The sequence below is a fragment of the Lacrimispora sp. BS-2 genome (assembly GCF_040207125.1).
Taxonomy (GTDB): Bacteria; Bacillota; Clostridia; order Lachnospirales; family Lachnospiraceae; genus Lacrimispora.
Map to the genome: position 1 here is coordinate 396,295 of NZ_CP157940.1, position 19,545 is coordinate 415,839.

Genomic DNA, 19,545 nt, shown 5'->3' on the forward strand with positions numbered 1-19,545 from the left:
AAGGCTGATAAAAATGGCGGAATATATGGCGGAAATGCTGGGAAAATAAGAAAAAACCCTTGCAATGGGGAATAAACGGTGTTATACTGTCTAAGATAACATGACAGTTAAAATGATAAAGAGTGGGCGAAAGTCCACTCTTTAAATTTGTTTGGAAAGGTGGGAGATAGATGGCGAGGAGAGAAGAGTACGAGGCAAAGACAGAAAGCTTTTTGCTGCCCCTTATGGAAGAAAACAATTATGAACTGGTTGATGTAGAGTACGTAAAGGAGGCAGGAAACTGGTATCTGCGGGCCTATATAGATAAAGAAGGCGGAATTACGGTGGATGATTGTGAAACCATAAGCCGAAGACTGGGAGATTGGCTGGATGAAAAGGATTTTATTGCGGACAGTTACATTTTAGAGGTCAGCTCTCCAGGGCTTGGAAGACCGCTTAAAAAAGATAAGGATTTTAAGAGAAGTATCGGAAAAGACGTGGATATTAAGTTATATAAACCATTAAACAAACAAAAGGATTTTACAGGAACGCTTACATCCTATGACAGGGAAACAGTGACCATTACCCAGGAAGACGGAATAGAGCTTGTGTTGAACCGCCCGGAAATCGCTTTGATCCGGCTGGCATTTGATTTCTAAACAGTAAGAGATATTAGGAGGATAAAAAAATGAATAAGGAACTGTTAGAAGCACTGAATATTCTGGAGAAGGAGAATAATATCAGCAAGGACACCCTGTTAGAGGCAATTGAGAATTCTCTCCTTACGGCGTGCAAGAACCATTTCGGAAAAGCGGATAATGTCAAGGTCACCATCAATCGTGAAACCTGTGATTTTAATGTATTTGCAGAAAAAGAAGTGGTGGAAACAGTTGAAGATCCCCTGCTGCAGATCAGCCTGGCAGATGCAAAAATGGCAGATCCTAAGTACGATATCGGCGATGTGATCCATTGCCAGATTGACTCCAAAAAGTTTGGAAGAATTGCCACACAGAATGCAAAGAACGTAATCCTGCAGAAGATCCGTGAGGAAGGCAGAAAATCTCTTTTTAACGACTGGTACTGCCAGGAGAGGGAAGTTGTCACAGGAATTGTGCAGAGATATTTAGGCAGGAATGTAAGCATTAATTTAGGTAAGGTGGATGCCATCCTGAATGAAACAGAAATGGTAAAAGGAGAAGTATTTAAGCCTACAGAAAGAATCAAAGTGTTCGTTCTGGAAGTAAAGGACACTCCAAAGGGCCCAAGAATTTCCGTATCCAGAACCCATCCGGATCTTGTAAAGCGCCTGTTTGAATCCGAGGTCGCAGAAGTAAAGGACGGAACCGTGGAAATCAAGGCAATTGCAAGGGAAGCAGGATCAAGGACAAAAATTGCTGTTAAATCCAATGATGCCAATGTGGATCCGGTGGGCGCATGCGTAGGCTTAAACGGTGCAAGGGTCAATTCCATAGTGAATGAGTTAAGAGGAGAGAAAATCGATATCATTAACTGGGATGAGAATCCGGCCTACTTAATTGAAAACGCATTAAGCCCGGCAAAGGTTATCTGCGTTGTTGCAGATGAGGAATCAAAGGAAGCACAGGTTATTGTTCCTGATTACCAGTTATCACTGGCCATCGGTAAGGAAGGACAAAACGCAAGGCTTGCAGCCCGGCTTACCGGATATAAGATTGACATTAAGAGCGAGACACAGGCAAGAGAGCTCGGCCTGTTTGAAGAACTGGGGCTTGATTATCAGGAAGCAGGAGCCGGATATGAAAGCTATGAAAATGAATACCATGACGGCGGAAACAGCGAAACGCAGTACTACCAGGAAGAGGATCAGGACGGCTATCAGGAATAAGACCCGGCTGGTGATTACCAGAATAAAAAACAGGAAGTGATGGAAAACGTGAGTACAAAGAAATTACCGCTCAGACAGTGCATCGGCTGTGGTGAGATGAAAAATAAAAAAGAAATGATTCGTGTTCTGAAAACCTCAGAGGATGAGATTCTTCTTGATGCAACCGGACGTAAAAACGGACGGGGAGCTTACCTCTGTCCTTCTATGGAATGTTTTAAGAAGGCAGTAAAAAACAAAGGGCTTGAGCGTTCCTTCAAGATGGCGATTCCGAAAGAAGTATACGAAGCATTGGAAAAGGAGATGGAGCAGTTTGAATGACAGACAAAAGATCCTTAATCTGATTGGTCTGGCCACAAAAGCAGGAAAGACTGTAAGCGGAGAATTCATGACAGAAAAGTCCGTAAAAAGTGGGAAAGCATCGTTAGTGATCATTTCCGGGGAAGCCTCGGAGAATACTAAGAAAATGTTTACCAATATGTGTACTTACTATAAGGTTCCAATCTACTTTTTTGGGGGAAAAGATGAACTGGGCCACGCTATGGGTAAGGAGATGCGAGCATCTTTAGCTATCGTGGATCATGGGTTTGCAAAGGCAGTCGTGAAACTGATGAATACAAAGGTCGGTAGTGAGTGTGAAGAGGACCTTTCACATCTACCGGTATGTGCTGCAGAGCGCGCACAGAATGGAGGAAAGCATGAGAGTATATGATCTGGCAAAAGAACTGGGAAAAGACAGTAGTAAGGAAATACTGGATATCTTGGAGAAACATAATATAAATTTAAAGAGTTCTTCCAACGTTACGGATGAGCAGGCGGCAATCGTGAAAAAGGAAGTGGGCGGCCACAATCGGGGAACCTCATCGGCTCAATCCAATGCACCGGCCGGGGATGATTCCGATGCGCCGAAGAAAAAGATCGCGGCGGTATTCAGACCGCAGAACGCGCAGATGAACCCTCAGGGACAGCATTCCCAGACACAGAAGGGAAGATCTTATCAGTCTGACCGTCAAAGCGGGGAGCAAAGAAACCGTCAGGTAACAGAGCAGTCTTTATCAGGAACTCCTGAACATTCAAGAGAACAGAATACAGGAAGCCGGGAAGGCGGAAGACCCCAGGGAGGCTATCAGGGAAACCGCGACAACCGTGACGGAAGACCGCAGGGCCAGGGAGGCTACCAGGGCAACCGTGACAACCGTGACGGAAGACCGCAGGGCCAGGGAGGCTACCAGGGCAACCGTGACAACCGTGACGGAAGACCGCAGGGTCAGGGAGGCTATCAGGGAAACCGTGATGGAAGACCGCAGGGCCAGGGAGGCTACCAGGGAAACCGCGATGGAAGACCGCAGGGCCAGGGAGGCTACCAGGGAAACCGCGACGGAAGACCGCAGGGCCAGGGAGGCTACCAGGGAAACCGTGACGGAAGACCGCAGGGCCAGGGAGGCTATCAGGGAAACCGCGATGGAAGACCGCAGGGCCAGGGAGGCTATCAGGGAAACCGTGATGGAAGACCGCAGGGCCAGGGAGGCTATCAGGGAAACCGTGATGGAAGACCGCAGGGCCAGGGAGGCTACCAGGGAAACCGTGACGGAAGACCGCAGGGCCAGGGAGGCTATCAGGGAAATCGTGACGGAAGACCGCAGGGCCAGGGAGGTTACCAGGGAAACCGTGACGGAAGACCAGGCTACCAGGGAAACCGCGATGGAAGACCGCAGGGCCAGGGAGGCTATCAGGGAAATCGTGACGGAAGACCGCAGGGCCAGGGAGGCTATCAGGGAAATCGTGACGGAAGACCGCAGGGCCAGGGAGGCTATCAGGGAAATCGTGACGGAAGACCGCAGGGCCAGGGAGGCTACCAGGGAAACCGTGACGGAAGACCACAGGGACCACGTACAGGCAGAGATGGCGCTTCAAAGACAGGTTCCTTTGATACTCCCATCCAGGCAAAGCCTACCAGCAACAGGGCCACAAAGAACGCTTATAAAAATGGCAGATTTGATAAAAGAGATAAAGATGATGAGGCTAAGAAAAGAGCACAGGGCAAGGGTGGAAAGCCATTAAAAACTCCGGTTCAGCCCCCAGTGCATGTAGAGCCTAAGGTAGAAGAGATAAAGACCATAACGATTCCGGAGGTTATGACCATTAAGGAGCTGGCTGAGAAGATGAAGCTTCAGCCATCTGCCATTGTAAAGAAGCTGTTTTTACAGGGTAAGATCGTTACGCTTAATACGGAAATCGATTTTGATCAGGCAGAAGAGATCGCAATGGGATATGATGTTCTCTGCGAGAAGGAAATAAAAATAGATGTTATTGAGGAACTGCTGAAAGAGGAAGAGGAAAATGAGACAGATATGGTTTCCAGACCGCCGGTAGTCTGCGTTATGGGCCATGTTGACCATGGTAAAACCTCACTTCTTGATGCCATCCGCCAGAGCCATGTAACCTCCAGAGAGGCAGGCGGAATCACACAGCATATTGGTGCTTATACTGTTGAAGTAAAAGGAGAGAAGATCACATTTTTGGATACTCCCGGACACGAAGCCTTTACTGCCATGCGTATGAGAGGCGCTCAGTCTACCGATATCGCAATTCTTGTAGTAGCAGCCGATGACGGCGTGATGCCTCAGACTGTAGAGGCAATCAACCATGCCAAGGCAGCCGAAGTGGAGATCATTGTTGCTATTAATAAGATTGATAAACCAAGTGCTAATATTGACAGGGTAAAGCAGGAATTGTCTGAATATGAACTTATTTCTGAAGATTGGGGCGGAAGCACCGTATTTGTTCCGGTTTCAGCTCATACCAAAGAGGGCATCAAAGAACTTCTGGAAATGATCCTTCTCACCGCAGAAGTAAAGGAATTAAAGGCTAACCCGGATCGCCGGGCAAGAGGTCTTATTATCGAGGCAGAGCTTGATAAGGGCAAGGGACCGGTTGCTACCGTACTGGTACAGAAGGGAACTCTTCATGTGGGCGATACAGTTGCCGCAGGCTCCTGTTACGGAAAAGTCCGCGCCATGATGGATGACAAGGGCCGCAGAGTAAAAGAAGCAGGTCCATCCACTCCGGTTGAGATTTTAGGACTTAACGATGTTCCCAATGCAGGCGAAGTCCTGGTTGGAACTGAAAATGAGAAAGAAGCAAGAAGCTTTGCTGAGACATTTATTTCCGAAGGTAAGAATAAATTACTGGAAGATACAAAAGCTAAGTTATCACTGGATGATTTATTCAGCCAGATCAAAGCCGGTAACATCAAAGAGCTTCCGCTCATCGTAAAGGCGGACGTACAGGGTTCCGTGGAAGCGGTAAAGCAGAGCCTTGTGAAGCTGTCTAACGAAGAGGTTATGATAAAGGTAATTCACGGAGGCGTAGGCGCAATTAATGAGTCTGACGTTTCACTGGCTTCCGCTTCTAATGCGATCATCATCGGCTTTAACGTAAGACCGGATGTGACTGCAAAATCCATAGCGGACCGGGAAAAAGTGGATATGAGGCTTTACAAGGTAATCTATCAGGCCATTGAGGACGTAGAGGCAGCTATGAAGGGAATGCTTGATCCTGTATTTGAAGAGAAGGTCATCGGCCATGCAATCGTGCGCCAGACCTTTAAGGCTTCCGGCGTAGGCACCATTGCAGGCTCCTACGTAATGGATGGGAAATTCCAGAGAGGCTGCAGCGTCCGTATTACACGTAACGGTGATAAGATTTACGAAGGTCCTCTGGCTTCCTTAAAGAGATTTAAGGATGATGTGAAGGAAGTTGCAACAGGTTACGAGTGCGGCCTTGTATTTGAGAAGTTTAATGATATCCAGGAAGACGATATGATCGAAGCATATGCCATGGTAGAGGTTCCCCGCTAGGAACCTGCATCCTGGAATTTTGAAAAGATGAGCCCGTAACTGCGGGCTGGTCTTTTTGAAAATGCGGACAAAAAGCGAAAGGAATAACATGCGTAAAAATAGTATAAAGAATACAAGAATCAACATGGAGGTCCAGAGGGAATTAAGCGAGATTATCCGTCTGGAAATCAAAGACCCAAGAATCCATCCCATGACTACCGTGGTTGACGTCCAGGTTACTCCAGATTTAAAATACTGCAAGGCATATATCAGTATTCTGGGAGATGAGGAGGCCGGAAAGGCTACCATTGAAGGATTAAAGAGTGCAGAAGGTTACATCCGCCGTGAATTGGCAAGGAGAGTGAACCTTCGCAACACGCCGGAGATCAAGTTTATTCTGGACCAGTCCATTGAGTATGGAGTAAATATGTCCAAATTGATAGACGAGGTAACAAAAGATATCAGAGATTAGGGAGGTGCCCTTGTGAGTTTTTTTGACACAGTGCTTGAAGATGTAAAAACGGTAGCAATCATCGGTCATGTCCGTCCGGATGGAGACTGTGTTGGTTCCTGTCTGACGGCTTACAACTACCTGGAGGAGAATCATCCGGAAGTGGAGGCTGTGGTTTATCTTGAGACCCCTCCTTCAAAGTTTGATTATCTTAAGAATTTTGGCTGCATTGTCAGCGACTTTTCAGAGGATAAGGAATATGATCTCTGTGTTTGCCTTGACTGCAGCGATACGCTCCGGTTCGGAGAGGCATTAAAGTTCTTCACTGCCGCCAAAAAGAGTCTCTGTGTGGATCACCATGTTACCAATTTAAGATACGCAGAAGAGAATATAGTACAGGATGATGCCAGTTCCACCTGTGAGGTGCTCTACGGCCTTTTGGATGAAAATAAGATATCCAAAGAAGTCGCGGAATGCATTTATACCGGCATCATCCATGATACCGGAGTGTTTAAATATGACTGCACCTCGAAGAAAACCATGGAGATTGCAGGAAAGCTGATGGAAAAGGGCATCGACTTTTCAAAGATCATCGATGACAGCTTTTACCGGAAGACCTATATCCAGAACCAGATTCTTGGCAGGGCTTTATTAGAGAGCATAACCTTTCATGGCGGCCGGTGTATTTTCAGCGCCGTAAGCAAAAAGGATATGGATTTTTACGGTGTTACCGGTGCAGATATGGATGGAATCATTGATCAGCTTCGAATCACAGAGGGTGTGGAATGCGCCATATTCATGTATGAGGTCTCATGCAGGGAGTATAAAGTGAGCCTGCGCTCCACCACGGATCTTGATGTGAGCAAAATTGCCGTTTATTTCGGCGGCGGCGGTCATAAAAAAGCGGCCGGCTGTACCATGGCAGGAAGCGTTCATGACGTGATCAACAATCTGTCGAACCAGATTGCAAAACAGCTTAACTAGGAGACAGGAGCTATGGCAGACGGCATTATCAATGTATACAAGGAAAAAGGATTTACCTCTCATGACGTTGTGGCGAAAATGAGAGGTATTTTAAAGCAGAAAAAGATAGGACATACAGGAACCCTGGACCCAATGGCAGAAGGAGTGCTGCCCGTATGCCTGGGAAAGGCGACCAAGCTTTGCGATATGCTGACGGATAAGACCAAAACTTATGAGGCAGTCCTGCTTCTTGGCAGGGAAACCGATACCCAAGACACCACGGGAAAAGTTCTGGCGGAATATCCGGTTAATATAGATGAGACTCAGGTGAAGGAAGCCGTACTAAGCTTTCTGGGCCATTACGATCAGATACCTCCCATGTATTCGGCTTTAAAGGTGGATGGAAAAAAGCTTTATGAGCTGGCCAGAGCCGGAAAAGAAGTGGAGCGGAAAGCCCGGCCTGTGGAAATATTGGAGATCAGTGTAGACCGGATCGAGCTTCCCCGGGTAACCATGACCGTAACCTGTTCCAAGGGAACCTATATCCGGACCCTTTGTTATGATATCGGAAGAAAGCTTGGCTGCGGGGGCTGCATGGAATCCCTTCTCCGTACCCAGGTTTCCGGGTTTTGCTTAAAGGACAGCCTGACCCTGGCCAGGATCGAGGAACTTCGGGATGAGGGAACCCTGGAAGAACACATCCTCGCTGTGGACAAGGTGTTTTCAGAATATCCGGCTCTTAAGATGAAGCCGGATTTTGATAAGCTGGTCCACAATGGAAACCCATTTTACAGAAACCAGGCTGAGGGAGATTCCTGGTTTCCTGACGGGCCTGTAAGAGTATATGACAGCAGAAACCAGTTCATCGGTGTTTACGGACCTGACAGAGAGAAGAAGCTTCTTAAGCCTCAAAAGGTATTTTTGGGAGGAGCGCCTTAAGGGATCCCTATATGCCTTGAGAAGCCGGGCAAGAGAGAGGAAATGAATCATGGAATATATAGCCGGAACCAGAGAATTTCAGATTAAAGAGCCTGCAGTTGTAACTCTGGGGAAATTTGACGGACGCCACAGAGGCCACCAGAAGCTGTTAAAGCGGATGGGTGAGATAAAGGAAGAAAAAGGGTATAAGACGGCTGTCCTTACCTTTGATATGTCCCCTAATGTACTTATGACAGGAAGTCCCCAGAAGGTTATTACTACCAATCTGGAGAGAAAAAATAATCTGGAAAAGATCGGTATTGATTATCTAGTGGAGTATCCCTTTACAGAGGAAACCTCCCATATGGAGCCGGAGGAATTCGTAAAGCGTGTTCTGGCAGGTCAGATGAACGCCAGGATTATCGTAGTTGGCACGGATTGTTCCTTTGGTTATAAAGGAGCCGGAAATGCGGACAGCCTTTCCCAGTGGAAGGACCGGTATGGATATGAACTGATGGTTATTCCAAAAGAGCAGGATGAGCACCGGGATATCAGCAGTACCTACATCAGGGAACAGTTGGATGCCGGAAATATGGAAAAGGCCAACGAGCTTTTGGGAGAGCCGTATGCCATACATGGAACCGTAGTTCACGGTAACCACATCGGAGGGGCTGTTCTGGGATTCCCCACGGCCAATATCATGCCCCCGCCGGAGAAACACCTTCCTTTATTCGGCGTGTATGTGTCCAAAGTATATGTTGACGGTACTTATTATGGAGGTATTACTAATATCGGAAAAAAGCCCACGGTGGAGGGAATTTCACCTGTTGGAGCAGAAACATTTATTTATGGTATAAATGATGATATTTATGGAAAGACTATAGAAGTACAGCTTTTGCATTTCATCCGTCCTGAACGGAAATTTGAAGGGCTGGAACAATTAAAGGCACAGATTGGAAAGGATAGAGAATACGGGATGCGGTATTTAAAAGCCCTTTCAGATCAGCAAATCACTCATTTGTAAAAGGAAAGGCCAAAACTTGCGAAGGAAAGTGCATATGACTGACAAAGCATGGAAGGTACTAGGCTTTGCTATTGCATGCGGCAGCGCCGTATGGATAGGAACAGCAGATGTACAGGCCGCAAAATCAGAGCCTTCTGTCAAGACCGGTTCGCCAGTAGCAGGCATTTCGGTCTATATGGATCAATATCAGGAATCCATGAAACAGGCAGGAGCGGAAACGCCGGCCGGTCTTACGCAGGAAAAAGTGAGGTATGGAACCTTCAACTCAATATTTCAGAATCTTGGAGTGAGTGTGGTGGAGGATTCCTTGAACATCAGGAAAGAACCAAAGAATGATGCGGAAATCGTGGGGAAATTAAAAAACCATGCCGGCAGCAGCGTGCTGTCAGAAGAAAATGGCTGGTATAAAATAAAGTCAGGGCAGATAACCGGTTATGTATACGGAAAATATCTGACTACCGGACAGGAAGCCAGAGCAATTGCCTACTATGACATGAAGCTGATGCTCCGGGTAGACACTGAGACCCTTCGGGTCCGCAGCAAACCGAATACGGATTCTGAAGTACTGGGCAGGATTCACGAAGGTGAAACCTATCCTTTTATCTCCAACAAAGGGGGATGGGCAACAATCCAGTATAAGGGTCAGAAAGCTTATGCCTATATACCGGAAAATGCCACGGTCGCATATACCATACCTGAAGCGGAAAAATGCAGTGACCTCCGAAATCAGGTCGTAAACTATGCGGTCGGGTTTGTAGGGAACCCATACCGGTGGGGCGGCACCAATCCCAATACAGGGGCGGACTGCTCCGGTTTTATCCAGTATGTAATGGAACATGCCGCTGGAGTCCATTTAGACCGTACCTCCAGGCAGCAGGCCGAAGAGGGAGAGGTCATACCTGCTTCCAGCATGGAGCCTGGCGACTTGCTGTTCTATGCAAGCGGAAGGCAAATCGACCATGTGGCCATGTATATTGGAAAGGGAAAGATCGTCCATGCGGCAAATAGCAGGAGCGGGATCAAAATCTCCTCCTGGAATTACAGGAAGCCGGTCACCATACGGCGGGTGATCCCGTGACAATGATAAGTAAAACAAATGAAAAGGTTGCAGACTGACGCCCCATAAGAAAGGGGATGCCGGTCTGCAACCTTTATTTTAGTCTTTCTTTTTTCCAAGATAAGCCGCTTTTACCGACTCGTCGGCCAACAGCTTTTTCCCGGACCCTTTCATGGTGATGCACCCGGTTTCCAGCACATAGCCGATATCAGCCGTATGAAGGGCCATATTGGCGTTCTGCTCAATAAGAAGCACGGTCACACCCTTTTTGTTGATCTCACGGATAATGGAGAAAATATCCTTTACAATCAGCGGAGCAAGCCCCAGTGAGGGTTCATCCATCATTAGGATCCTTGGATGGCTCATAAGAGCTCTGGCAACTGCCAGCATCTGCTGTTCACCTCCTGAAAGGGTACCGGCAAGCTGCCAGCTCCTCTCTTTCAGCCTGGGAAATAAATCATAGACCCAGTTAATATCTTCCCTAAGATCGTCATTTCTTAAGTAGGCTCCGATCTTGATATTTTCAATAACAGTCATATCCGGAAACACATGGCGCCCTTCCGGCACCAGGGCAATTCCCTTAGATATAATATCCGGCGTATCTTTGCCGATCAATTCTTCCCCATCCAGGGTGATGCTGCTTTCAGCAGACGGTTTTACCAGCCCTACTATGGACTTTAAAGTCGTACTTTTTCCGGCTCCATTGGCCCCGATAAGGGTCACAATGCTCTTATCCGGCACTTCAAAGGAAATTCCCTTAACGGCTTCGATTCCGCCGTAATTCACTCGCAAGTTATCAATCTTCAGCATCGTCGCTCACCCCCAGATATGCTTCAATTACCCGTTCATTGTTCTGGATCTCCTCAGGCGTTCCCTGTGCGATCAGCTTGCCGAAATCCAGAACATAGATGCGGTCCGAAATCTGCATGACCAGATCCATATGGTGTTCGATCATGAAAACCGTAAGATGGTAGGAATCCCGGATCTTTTTAATAAAATCCGTTAACTCCTGGGTTTCCTGGGGATTCATGCCTGCTGCCGGCTCATCAAGAAGCAGAAACTTTGGTTCCGTTGCAAGGGCCCTGGCAATTTCCAGGCACCTTTGTAAGCCATAGGGAAGGGAGGAAGCGATTTCATCCTTTAAATGAAGCAGGTTCTGTTCCTCTAAAAGGGCAGTGGTCTCCGCCCGCATCCGTTCCTCTTCCCTGCGGTTTAACCGGAGAGTTGCGGAAAATACATTCTGCTTTGCGCGCATGTGCTTTGCAATGAGCACGTTATCGAATACGGTCAGCTGTCCGAAAAGCCGGATGTTCTGGAAGGTACGGGCAATGCCCTTTTTTGTGATCACATCCGGTGTGCTGCTGATCACAGGAATGGGTCTTGGCGCTACTTCTCCCAGATAGTTTTTTTTCATTTTTCCCTTTGGAGTGTTGGAAAGAATGGTTTCTCCCATAAAATCCACCTGTCCGAAGGTAGGCTCATAAATACCGGTAACACAGTTAAATGCCGTTGTCTTACCCGCACCGTTGGGGCCGATCAAAGCCACGATCTCTCCCTGGTTTACATCAAGGGTCAGACCGTTTACAGCCACAACGCCGCCGAACTGCATGGTAATGTCCTGCATGTGGAGCACGTTAATGGTCGTATTTGCTGTATTTGACATTATGCGTTATCTCCTTTCTTATTGCTGTCCACGCTTTCTGGAGATAAAGGTATACCCGCAGGGTGCTTCTGTGCTTTGCTTTTTCTCTTCAGCCTGGATGGAATGCTGCGGATAAGCCGTCCAAGCCCTTCCCAGGAGAATTCGTTGCTGCCCATAATTCCGCGGCGGTAGAAGAGCACGACCACCATCAATAAAATAGAAAAGATGACCATACGGAAACCGGAGCGGAACAGGGGGACTTCAAATCCCCCGATAACCAGAGGATTATCAAAGAAACGGAGCCATTCCCTTCCAGCGGTGACCAGGAAGGCGCCGATAATGCTTCCCGTAATGCTTCCGATTCCTCCAAGGACTACGATCAGCAGGATATCGTAGGTCAGATTGATGGAAAAGGTCTTTGAGTCAATGGAGCGCATGAATATGGCCAGAAGTCCGCCTCCTACGCCTGTGAAAAAGGAAGAGATGACAAAGGCCAGCTCCTTGTAACGGAATAGGTTCAGCCCCATGGCCTGGGCGGCCACCTCATCTTCACGGAGAGCCTTAAACGCCCGCCCATAAGAGGAATTAATGAGAAGGACCATTAAAAGGATGCAAAGGACCGGGAGCCCAAAGGCTGTAAACAGGTTGGGAAAACCGGGGATGCTTTTTAAACCGTAGGAACCGTTGGTGATCCTGTCTAACTGGGGTGCCGCAATGACAGCCCGGATGATCTCGGAAAAGCCCAGGGTGGCAATGGCCAGATAATCACTTTTTAACCGGAGAACCGGAATGCCGATTAGGGCGGCCATGGCTGCGGCAATGAGTCCTGCAATAATAAGGGCCAGCCAGAAAGGACAGTGCAAGTTTGCGATAGCAGGAGAGATGCCGTTAACGTAGTAAACACTTGCTCTGCTGTCAACAGGAATGGTAAGGATGGCTACGGTATAGGCTCCGATTGCCATGAAACCGGCCTGGCCTAAGGAGAATAATCCGGTAAAACCGGTAAGCAGGTTCATGGAAACGGCAACGACCGCGTAAATGGCGCTCCGTTCCAGGATGGAGATCTGATAGCTGTACCTGGAAGTGTTAGCCTGTAAAAAAGCCAGCAGGCCGATGATGACTAAAAGAGCGGCCAGAGTATAAAGTTTGTTTTTGGAAACTGTGTTTTTCTTCATAGGGGGCACCTCACACTTTATCGGTCGTCTTCTCGCCGAACAGTCCCGTAGGCTTGATCAGGAGAATGATGATTAGCAGAACAAAGGTAAATGCGTCACTGAAGGTAGAATATCCCATGGCTACCAGGGCGGTTTCGCCAAGACCAAGGATAAAGCCTCCAATCACGGCACCTGGAATGCTGCCGATACCGCCGAATACTGCGGCAACAAAGCATTTTAAGCCAGGCAGAGAGCCGGAGAATGGGAATACGGTCATACGGTCCGTAAAATAAAGTACGGAGCCGACAGCAGCTAAAAGAGAGCCAATAGCAAAGGTAAAGGTGATGATGCGGTTGATTTTGATCCCCATAAGGGCGGCAGTATCATAATCCTTTGCAACTGCGCGCATGGCCATGCCAATTTTTGTCTTATTGATCAGGGTAATAAGCCCGTAAACAATAATAAGAGTCAGGACCGGCGTTAAGAATGTGACAAAGGATGCGGAAAGGCCGCCGATCTGATAGATCTTCTTTAGAAACGGAATTTCCGGATATCCCTTTGGCAGAGCCGTGAACAGATAGGTTGCCAGGTTCTGCAAAAGGTAAGAGACGCCGATGGCAGAGATCATGACGGACATTCTGGGAGCGGTGCGTAAAGGGCGGTAAGCTACCCGTTCAATGGATACCCCTAATAATACGGTGACCAGTAAAACCACTGGAATGGAAATGTACCATGGAAAACTTGCCATGGCAAATATCATAAAGTAACCTGCCATCATGAAGATGTCGCCGTGGGCGAAGTTAATGAGCCGCAGGATACCGTAAACCAGGGTATAGCCAATGGCAATCAGCGCATAAGCGCCGCCCAGGGAGATACCGGTCAGGCACTGCTGGAAAAAGGTTGTAAGACTCATGTGGCGAAATGCCTCCTATCTGTTGAGTATGGAATATTGCTTGTGCAAATGGAACGAGTGGGGAAGGAAATACGTCCCCACTCATCTGGTAATGACTGCGTTATCACGGTATCTTAATATTATTTTACCGTAGTAGTCGTTAAAAATTTGAACTTGCCGTCTTCAATGGTCTTGATGAAGGCCATGTCTTTTTTTGCATCTCCATTTTCATCAAAGGAAATGCTTCCGGTAACGCCGTCAATGGATACGCCTTTTAATGCTTCACAGATGGCAGCGCCGTCTGTGGAGCCTGCGGTTTCAATTGCCTTTAATGCGCTGAGGTAAGCATCATAGCCCAGTGCAGATACGGCCGGGATGATTTCGTCCTGCTTATTTTCCTTTAAATAGTTCTTAAAGCCGGAGATGAAGGCAGCTGCTTCCTCATTAGCCGGCTCTGCTTCGTCAAAGAAGGTGGAAAGAACAACGCCTTCTGCGGAATTGCCGGCGTTTTCAATGATGGTGGAATTCTCCCATGTATCGCCTGCAGCGATGGTAGCTGTAATTCCAAGTTCACGGGCCTGTTTGATGATGAGAGGAGCCGTGGTTATGGAAGAAGGTGCAAAGATGATGTCAGGATTCTGAGCCTTGATGTTTGTAAGGATCGCCTTAAAATCGGTCTGGTTGGTCTGGAACTGTTCTTCGCTTACAACAGTGCCGCCTAATTCTGTGAATGCTGTTTTGAAGAAGGAACCAAGGCCGGAGGAATAATCATCTCCTAACTGGGTGATGACGGCAGCCGTCTTTGCCCCGTTGTCATTGGCATAATTGGCCATGACCGTACCCTGGAACGGATCCAGGAAGCATACCCGGAAATAGAAATCATTTCCCTGGGTTACCTGAGGGTTGGTACAGGAGGCGCCTATGGCAGGAATTTTTGCATCTGCAAATATCTGTCCTGCGGCAATGGAAACACCGGAGCCATAGCTTCCAAGCACAACGGAGACCTTTTCACTGACAAGCTTCTGTGCTGCGTTGACTGCTTCCGTTTTATCGGATTTGTTATCCACTTCCACCAGTTTTACCTGATACTCTTCTCCACCGATTTTAACCGTTGGATGGGTCTTGTTTGCATAGCGCATTCCCAGGACTTCCTGTAACCCGCCGCCCCCGTTTTCTCCGGTGGTAGGTTCGAACACGCCGATCTTAACGACCTTTTCACCATCGGAAGCAGAAGATGAGGAACCAGTGCTGCAACCGGCAATCAGGCTGGCAGTCATACATGCTGCAAGAGTGATTGCAAATACTTTTTTTAATTTCATAATGATTATCCTCCTTTATATGTATCTAGTGCAAACACAACTGTCTCTGTAGCAGATACACGTTGCATTATATTATATACAGAAGATCACAAAAGTGCAAGAAAAAAATGAAAGAAAATAATAATATAAAGAAAAATATTAATTTAACCGAATCAAGTAAGTCCCCCACTTCAAATACGAAAAGCGTTAAGTGTGTGTGGGACTTGCTTGTATCAGGTGGAGTACAAGCTCCACCTGACAAGCAGCGATAGCTGCTATTCGGTTATGAGCAAGTAGCGAAGCGGATTGCGAATATCCGCTTGACCCATAAAACAGGGAGCCCGGACCCTTGATAAGAGTCCGGACTCCCTGTTTTATCTTAAACCTGATTGTTTATTGGTCTTCAATGGCCGCACCGATGAATTCCCGAAACAGCGGATGGGGTCTGTTTGGCCTTGATTTAAACTCGGGATGAGCCTGGGTGGCCAGAAACCAGGGGTGGGAAGGAATTTCCACCATTTCCACAATTCTCCCGTCAGGCGAAATGCCGGAAAGCTTCATTCCTGCATTTACCAGATCTTCACGGTAGTCATTGTTTACTTCGTAACGGTGTCTGTGACGCTCATGGATCAGCTCTTCTCCGTATACTTTATAAGCCCTGGAAGACTTGTCCAGCACACAGGGATAGGATCCAAGGCGCAGAGTTCCGCCGATGTCCTCAATGCCGTCCTGGTCAGGCATTAAGTGGATGACCGGGTGGGTGGTGTCCGTGTCAAGCTCTGAGGTATGGGCGTCGGAAAATCCCACTACATGGCGGGCAAACTCCACGATGGCCATCTGCATGCCAAGACAGAGGCCGAGGAATGGGATGTTGTTTTCCCGGGCATAACGGATGGATGAAATCTTTCCTTCAATACCCCGGCTGCCAAAACCGCCAGGAACTAAAATCCCGCTTACATCGCTGAACAAACTGGCTGCGTTCTCATCGGTAACAAGTTCTGAATCGATCCATTTAATATGAACCTTGGCCCGGTGGAATACACCGCCGTGCTTTAATGCTTCCACTACGGAAATATAGGCGTCGTGAAGCTGGATGTACTTGCCTACCAGGGCGACTGTCACTTCCTTTTCCGGATGCTTCCAGTTTTCGATCATGGAAGTCCACTCCGTCAGATCAGGCTTTGGGCATGGGAGGTTTAAGCTTTCACATGCGACTTCCGCTAAATGCTCTTCCTCCATGGCAAGAGGAAGTTCATATAATACTTCCACATCCAGATTCTGGAGTACATGGGTCTTGGGAACGTTACAGAATTGTGCGATCTTGCTTCGGATCCCGTCATCAAGGGGCAGTTCAGAACGGCATACAATGATGTCGGGCTGGATACCCATTCCCTGTAAGTCTTTTACACTGGACTGGGTCGGTTTGGTTTTCAGTTCGCCGGAAACCTTTAGATATGGAACCAGGGTCACGTGGATGAGAATGACATTCTCGTGGCCTGCTTCGTGCTGGAATTGACGGATCGCTTCGAGGAATGGCTGGCTTTCAATGTCGCCTACCGTTCCGCCTACTTCTATGATGGCGATCTCTGTTTCAGAGGAGTTGCTGTTGCTGCAGTGAAAACGGCTTTTGATTTCGTCGGTAATATGAGGGATAACCTGTACGGTGCCTCCCCCGAAGTCCCCGCGCCGTTCACGGGTCAGTACGGTCCAGTAGACCTTACCGGTGGTAACGTTGGAATTCTGAGTCAGGTTTTCGTCGATAAAACGTTCGTAGTGGCCAAGGTCAAGATCGGTTTCAGCGCCGTCCTCGGTGACGAAAACCTCACCATGCTGTACTGGATTCATGGTGCCTGGATCCATGTTGATGTAGGGATCAAATTTCTGCATCGTGACTTTGTAGCCTCTTGCCTTTAGCAGACGTCCAAGAGATGCTGCGGTAATACCTTTGCCAAGCCCGGACACGACTCCTCCGGTGACAAATACGTATTTCACTGACATAACAGTGTAACCTCCTTTTGTGATATTGTGATAGTATGTGAATAATTTCAAAAACGACATTATACAGCTATTTTTTGAAAAAATCCAGAGTCTTATGAAAAAAACTTAGAATATTAAGTGTAAAAATTTGCATGGAAGCTTTCCTATGATAAAAAAACTCATTGCTGTTAAATAAAACCAGCCCGGTGTTTATAAGGATTTAATAATTCTTTTCTTGATTTATGGGGAAACTGACACTATAATGATAGAGGTATAAAATGGGTAGAAACTATCCGGATTGGAGAATTCACACAGATGGATAACAAGAATCAAAATAATAATAAGATGCCGAAGAATGCCCAAGCTATCGCCATATGGGTCATCGCGTTTCTTATTGCGGTAGCAGGGATCTCTTATCTCCACGGCGCAATTACGATGCGGGCCAATAAGGAGCTGAGCTATGACACCTTTATGAATATGGTAGATAATAAGCAGGTGGAGTCGGTTAATGTAGAAGATTCAAAGATCACTATCAAACCCAAGAAAACCTGGGAAGGATATAAGCCTGGCGTTTCCTATTATACGGTAAGGATGGACAACGATTTAAATCTTGCTGAGCGGCTTCGCACTGCCGGAGTGGAAACCCTGCGGACCCGCCGTGACGGCAACTTTTTCATTCAGACCATTGTCAGCTATCTGCTTTTGTTTGCTGCCATGGGATTCCTTTTGAATTTCATGATGCGCAGGGTCGGCGGAGGCGGACTCATGGGCGTGGGAAAGAGCAACGCCAAGGTTTATGTGCAGAAGGAAACAGGTATTACCTTTAAGGACGTGGCAGGTGAAGATGAGGCAAAGGAATCCTTAACTGAAATCGTGGATTTCCTCCATAATCCGGGAAAATATACAAAGATCGGAGCAAAGCTTCCCAAGGGAGCGCTCCTTGTAGGCCCCCCCGGAACAGGAAAAACCCTGCTTGCCAAGGCGGTTGCAGGAGAGGCCCATGTTCCCTTTTATTCTCTGTCCGGTTCTGATTTTGTAGAGATGTTTGTAGGTGTGGGAGCTTCCCGTGTCCGGGATTTATTTAAGCAGGCCCAGGAATCCGCTCCCTGTATTATTTTTATAGACGAGGTAGATGCCATCGGAAAGAGCCGTGATTCCAAATTCGGCGGAGGAAACGATGAGAGAGAGCAGACCTTAAACCAGCTGCTTTCTGAGATGGATGGTTTTGATTCCTCTAAGGGACTTTTAGTTCTGGCAGCAACCAACCGTCCTGAGATCCTGGATCCTGCTCTTCTCCGTCCGGGCCGTTTTGACCGCCGGATCATTGTGGATAAGCCGGATCTAAAAGGCCGTGTGGATATCTTAAAGGTTCATGCAAGGGATGTGCTTCTTGACGATACCGTTGATTTAGATGCCATTGCTCTGGCAACCTCAGGAGCCGTTGGTTCTGATCTTGCCAACATGATCAATGAATCTGCTATCCTGGCGGTGAAGAACGGCCGTCATTCGGTGTCTCAGAAGGACTTATTTGAGGCTGTGGAAGTGGTGCTTGTAGGTAAGGAGAAAAAGGACCGCGTCCTTAACAAGGAGGAGCGTCGCATTGTTTCTTATCACGAAGTGGGACACGCCCTGGTCAGCGCCCTTCAAAAGGATTCAGAGCCTGTGCAGAAAATCACCATTGTTCCAAGAACCATGGGTGCTTTGGGATATGTAATGCATGTGCCGGAAGAAGAAAAGTTCTTAAATTCCAGGAAAGAGCTTCATGCCATGCTGGTAGGCTATCTGGCCGGCCGCGCGGCAGAAGATATTGTCTTTGACACCGTAACCACCGGTGCTGCCAATGATATTGAACAGGCTACCAAGGTGGCGCGGGCCATGATCACCCAGTACGGCATGTCGGAGAAATTTGGCCTTATGGGGCTGGCAACCAAGGAAGACCAGTACTTAAGCGGACGTACCGTAATGAACTGTGCGGAAGCCACTGCTTCCCAGGTAGATGAGGAAGTCATGAAGATGCTCAAGGAAGCTTATGAAGAAGCCAAGAGCCTTCTGGCGGAGAACCGGGATGTAATGGATAAGATCGCAGAATTCCTGATTGAGAGAGAGACCATTACCGGTAAGGAATTCATGAAGATATTCAGGGAGGCAAAGGGAATTCCGGAGCCAGAGGAAGAGAATAAGGATTCTGAGAACGGCGAAGGGACAAAGGAAGTGGAAGACGGCCTTTCCGATTGGACAGATGAAAAGAAAGAAATGAAAGAATCTGTTTTAGACGTTGGAAATATTAAAGATTAAAGATATTAAAGATTAAAGACATTCAGGCAGCTGATGCATGGACAGAGCCGTGCAGCAGCTGCCTTTTTTATCCATTGACCGCTGGTTCCATAATTTTATTGTAAGAAAAGAAGATTTTTGTTATAATAGAAAGAAAGAGGCCTTGGATTAAACGAATAACCCGTGAAAACGAAGATCAATCGGCTGTCATAAATC

16 protein-coding genes and 1 pseudogene are annotated in these 19,545 nt (G+C 47.5%); 11 read left to right on the forward strand and 6 right to left on the reverse strand.

Annotated features, from left to right (window positions below):
- The first annotated feature begins 170 nt into the window (after nucleotides 1–170).
- The 10 genes and pseudogenes from rimP to ABFV83_RS01905 all read left to right on the forward strand — a co-directional run bounded on the left by rimP (nucleotide 171) and on the right by ABFV83_RS01905 (nucleotide 10,113).
- A complete protein-coding gene (rimP, locus tag ABFV83_RS01860) occupies nucleotides 171–638 on the forward strand; it encodes a ribosome maturation factor RimP (protein WP_349947251.1) in 468 nt (155 codons plus the stop codon).
- Between the two features lie 29 nt (nucleotides 639–667).
- Complete coding sequence (gene nusA, locus ABFV83_RS01865) at nucleotides 668–1,843, forward strand: transcription termination factor NusA (RefSeq protein ID WP_349947252.1); 1,176 nt, start codon at nucleotides 668–670, stop codon at nucleotides 1,841–1,843.
- 48 nt (nucleotides 1,844–1,891) lie between these two features.
- Nucleotides 1,892–2,161 (forward strand): YlxR family protein, encoded by a 270-nt coding sequence (locus tag ABFV83_RS01870; RefSeq protein ID WP_349947253.1) that lies wholly within the window; start codon nucleotides 1,892–1,894, stop codon nucleotides 2,159–2,161.
- Nucleotides 2,154–2,456, forward strand: a pseudogene (locus ABFV83_RS01875) (ribosomal L7Ae/L30e/S12e/Gadd45 family protein); the annotation flags it as partial. The gene ABFV83_RS01870 and the pseudogene ABFV83_RS01875, both read left to right, overlap by 8 nt.
- 82 nt (nucleotides 2,457–2,538) lie before the next feature.
- On the forward strand, nucleotides 2,539–5,700 hold the full coding sequence (gene infB / locus ABFV83_RS01880; protein ID WP_349947254.1) for a translation initiation factor IF-2: 3,162 nt from the start codon (nucleotides 2,539–2,541) through the stop codon (nucleotides 5,698–5,700).
- A gap of 88 nt (nucleotides 5,701–5,788) precedes the next feature.
- Nucleotides 5,789–6,151 (forward strand): 30S ribosome-binding factor RbfA, encoded by a 363-nt coding sequence (gene rbfA / locus ABFV83_RS01885; protein ID WP_349947255.1) that lies wholly within the window; start codon nucleotides 5,789–5,791, stop codon nucleotides 6,149–6,151.
- A 12-nt stretch (nucleotides 6,152–6,163) separates the two neighbouring features.
- The gene (locus tag ABFV83_RS01890) at nucleotides 6,164–7,114 is read left to right on the forward strand and encodes a DHH family phosphoesterase (RefSeq protein WP_349947256.1); all 951 of its coding nucleotides are present in this window, start codon (nucleotides 6,164–6,166) and stop codon (nucleotides 7,112–7,114) included.
- Between the two features lie 12 nt (nucleotides 7,115–7,126).
- Nucleotides 7,127–8,032 carry a tRNA pseudouridine(55) synthase TruB gene (gene truB / locus ABFV83_RS01895; protein WP_349947257.1) on the forward strand — a complete coding sequence of 302 codons (906 nt, stop codon included), beginning with the start codon at nucleotides 7,127–7,129 and terminating at the stop codon, nucleotides 8,030–8,032.
- Nucleotides 8,033–8,081: 49 nt separating this feature from the next.
- Nucleotides 8,082–9,035, forward strand: a complete 954-nt coding sequence (locus ABFV83_RS01900) for a bifunctional riboflavin kinase/FAD synthetase (RefSeq protein WP_349947258.1) — start codon at nucleotides 8,082–8,084, stop codon at nucleotides 9,033–9,035.
- Between the two features lie 34 nt (nucleotides 9,036–9,069).
- Nucleotides 9,070–10,113 (forward strand): NlpC/P60 family protein, encoded by a 1,044-nt coding sequence (locus tag ABFV83_RS01905; protein ID WP_349947259.1) that lies wholly within the window; start codon nucleotides 9,070–9,072, stop codon nucleotides 10,111–10,113.
- Between the two features lie 78 nt (nucleotides 10,114–10,191).
- On the opposite strand, the gene ABFV83_RS01910 is transcribed toward ABFV83_RS01905, so the two are convergent.
- The 6 genes from ABFV83_RS01910 to ABFV83_RS01935 all read right to left on the reverse strand — a co-directional run bounded on the left by ABFV83_RS01910 (nucleotide 10,192) and on the right by ABFV83_RS01935 (nucleotide 17,076).
- On the reverse strand, nucleotides 10,192–10,902 hold the full coding sequence (locus ABFV83_RS01910; protein WP_349947260.1) for an ABC transporter ATP-binding protein: 711 nt from the start codon (nucleotides 10,900–10,902) through the stop codon (nucleotides 10,192–10,194).
- Nucleotides 10,889–11,755, reverse strand: coding sequence for an ABC transporter ATP-binding protein (locus ABFV83_RS01915; RefSeq protein ID WP_349947261.1), 867 nt, complete (start codon nucleotides 11,753–11,755; stop codon nucleotides 10,889–10,891). Before ABFV83_RS01915 ends, ABFV83_RS01910 begins: the two co-directional genes overlap by 14 nt.
- Nucleotides 11,755–12,909: a branched-chain amino acid ABC transporter permease gene (locus ABFV83_RS01920; protein ID WP_349947262.1), complete on the reverse strand. Its 1,155-nt coding sequence runs from the start codon at nucleotides 12,907–12,909 to the stop codon at nucleotides 11,755–11,757. Before ABFV83_RS01920 ends, ABFV83_RS01915 begins: the two co-directional genes overlap by 1 nt.
- A gap of 10 nt (nucleotides 12,910–12,919) precedes the next feature.
- Nucleotides 12,920–13,801, reverse strand: coding sequence for a branched-chain amino acid ABC transporter permease (locus tag ABFV83_RS01925; RefSeq protein WP_349947263.1), 882 nt, complete (start codon nucleotides 13,799–13,801; stop codon nucleotides 12,920–12,922).
- 119 nt (nucleotides 13,802–13,920) lie between these two features.
- Entirely contained in the window at nucleotides 13,921–15,099 is a 1,179-nt protein-coding gene (locus ABFV83_RS01930; RefSeq protein WP_349947264.1) for an ABC transporter substrate-binding protein, read from the reverse strand.
- Between the two features lie 372 nt (nucleotides 15,100–15,471).
- Entirely contained in the window at nucleotides 15,472–17,076 is a 1,605-nt protein-coding gene (locus ABFV83_RS01935; protein ID WP_349947265.1) for a CTP synthase, read from the reverse strand.
- A gap of 294 nt (nucleotides 17,077–17,370) precedes the next feature.
- Between ABFV83_RS01935 and ftsH the strand changes: the two genes are divergently transcribed.
- Nucleotides 17,371–19,350, forward strand: a complete 1,980-nt coding sequence (ftsH, locus tag ABFV83_RS01940) for an ATP-dependent zinc metalloprotease FtsH (protein WP_349947266.1) — start codon at nucleotides 17,371–17,373, stop codon at nucleotides 19,348–19,350.
- Nucleotides 19,351–19,545 lie beyond the last annotated feature (195 nt).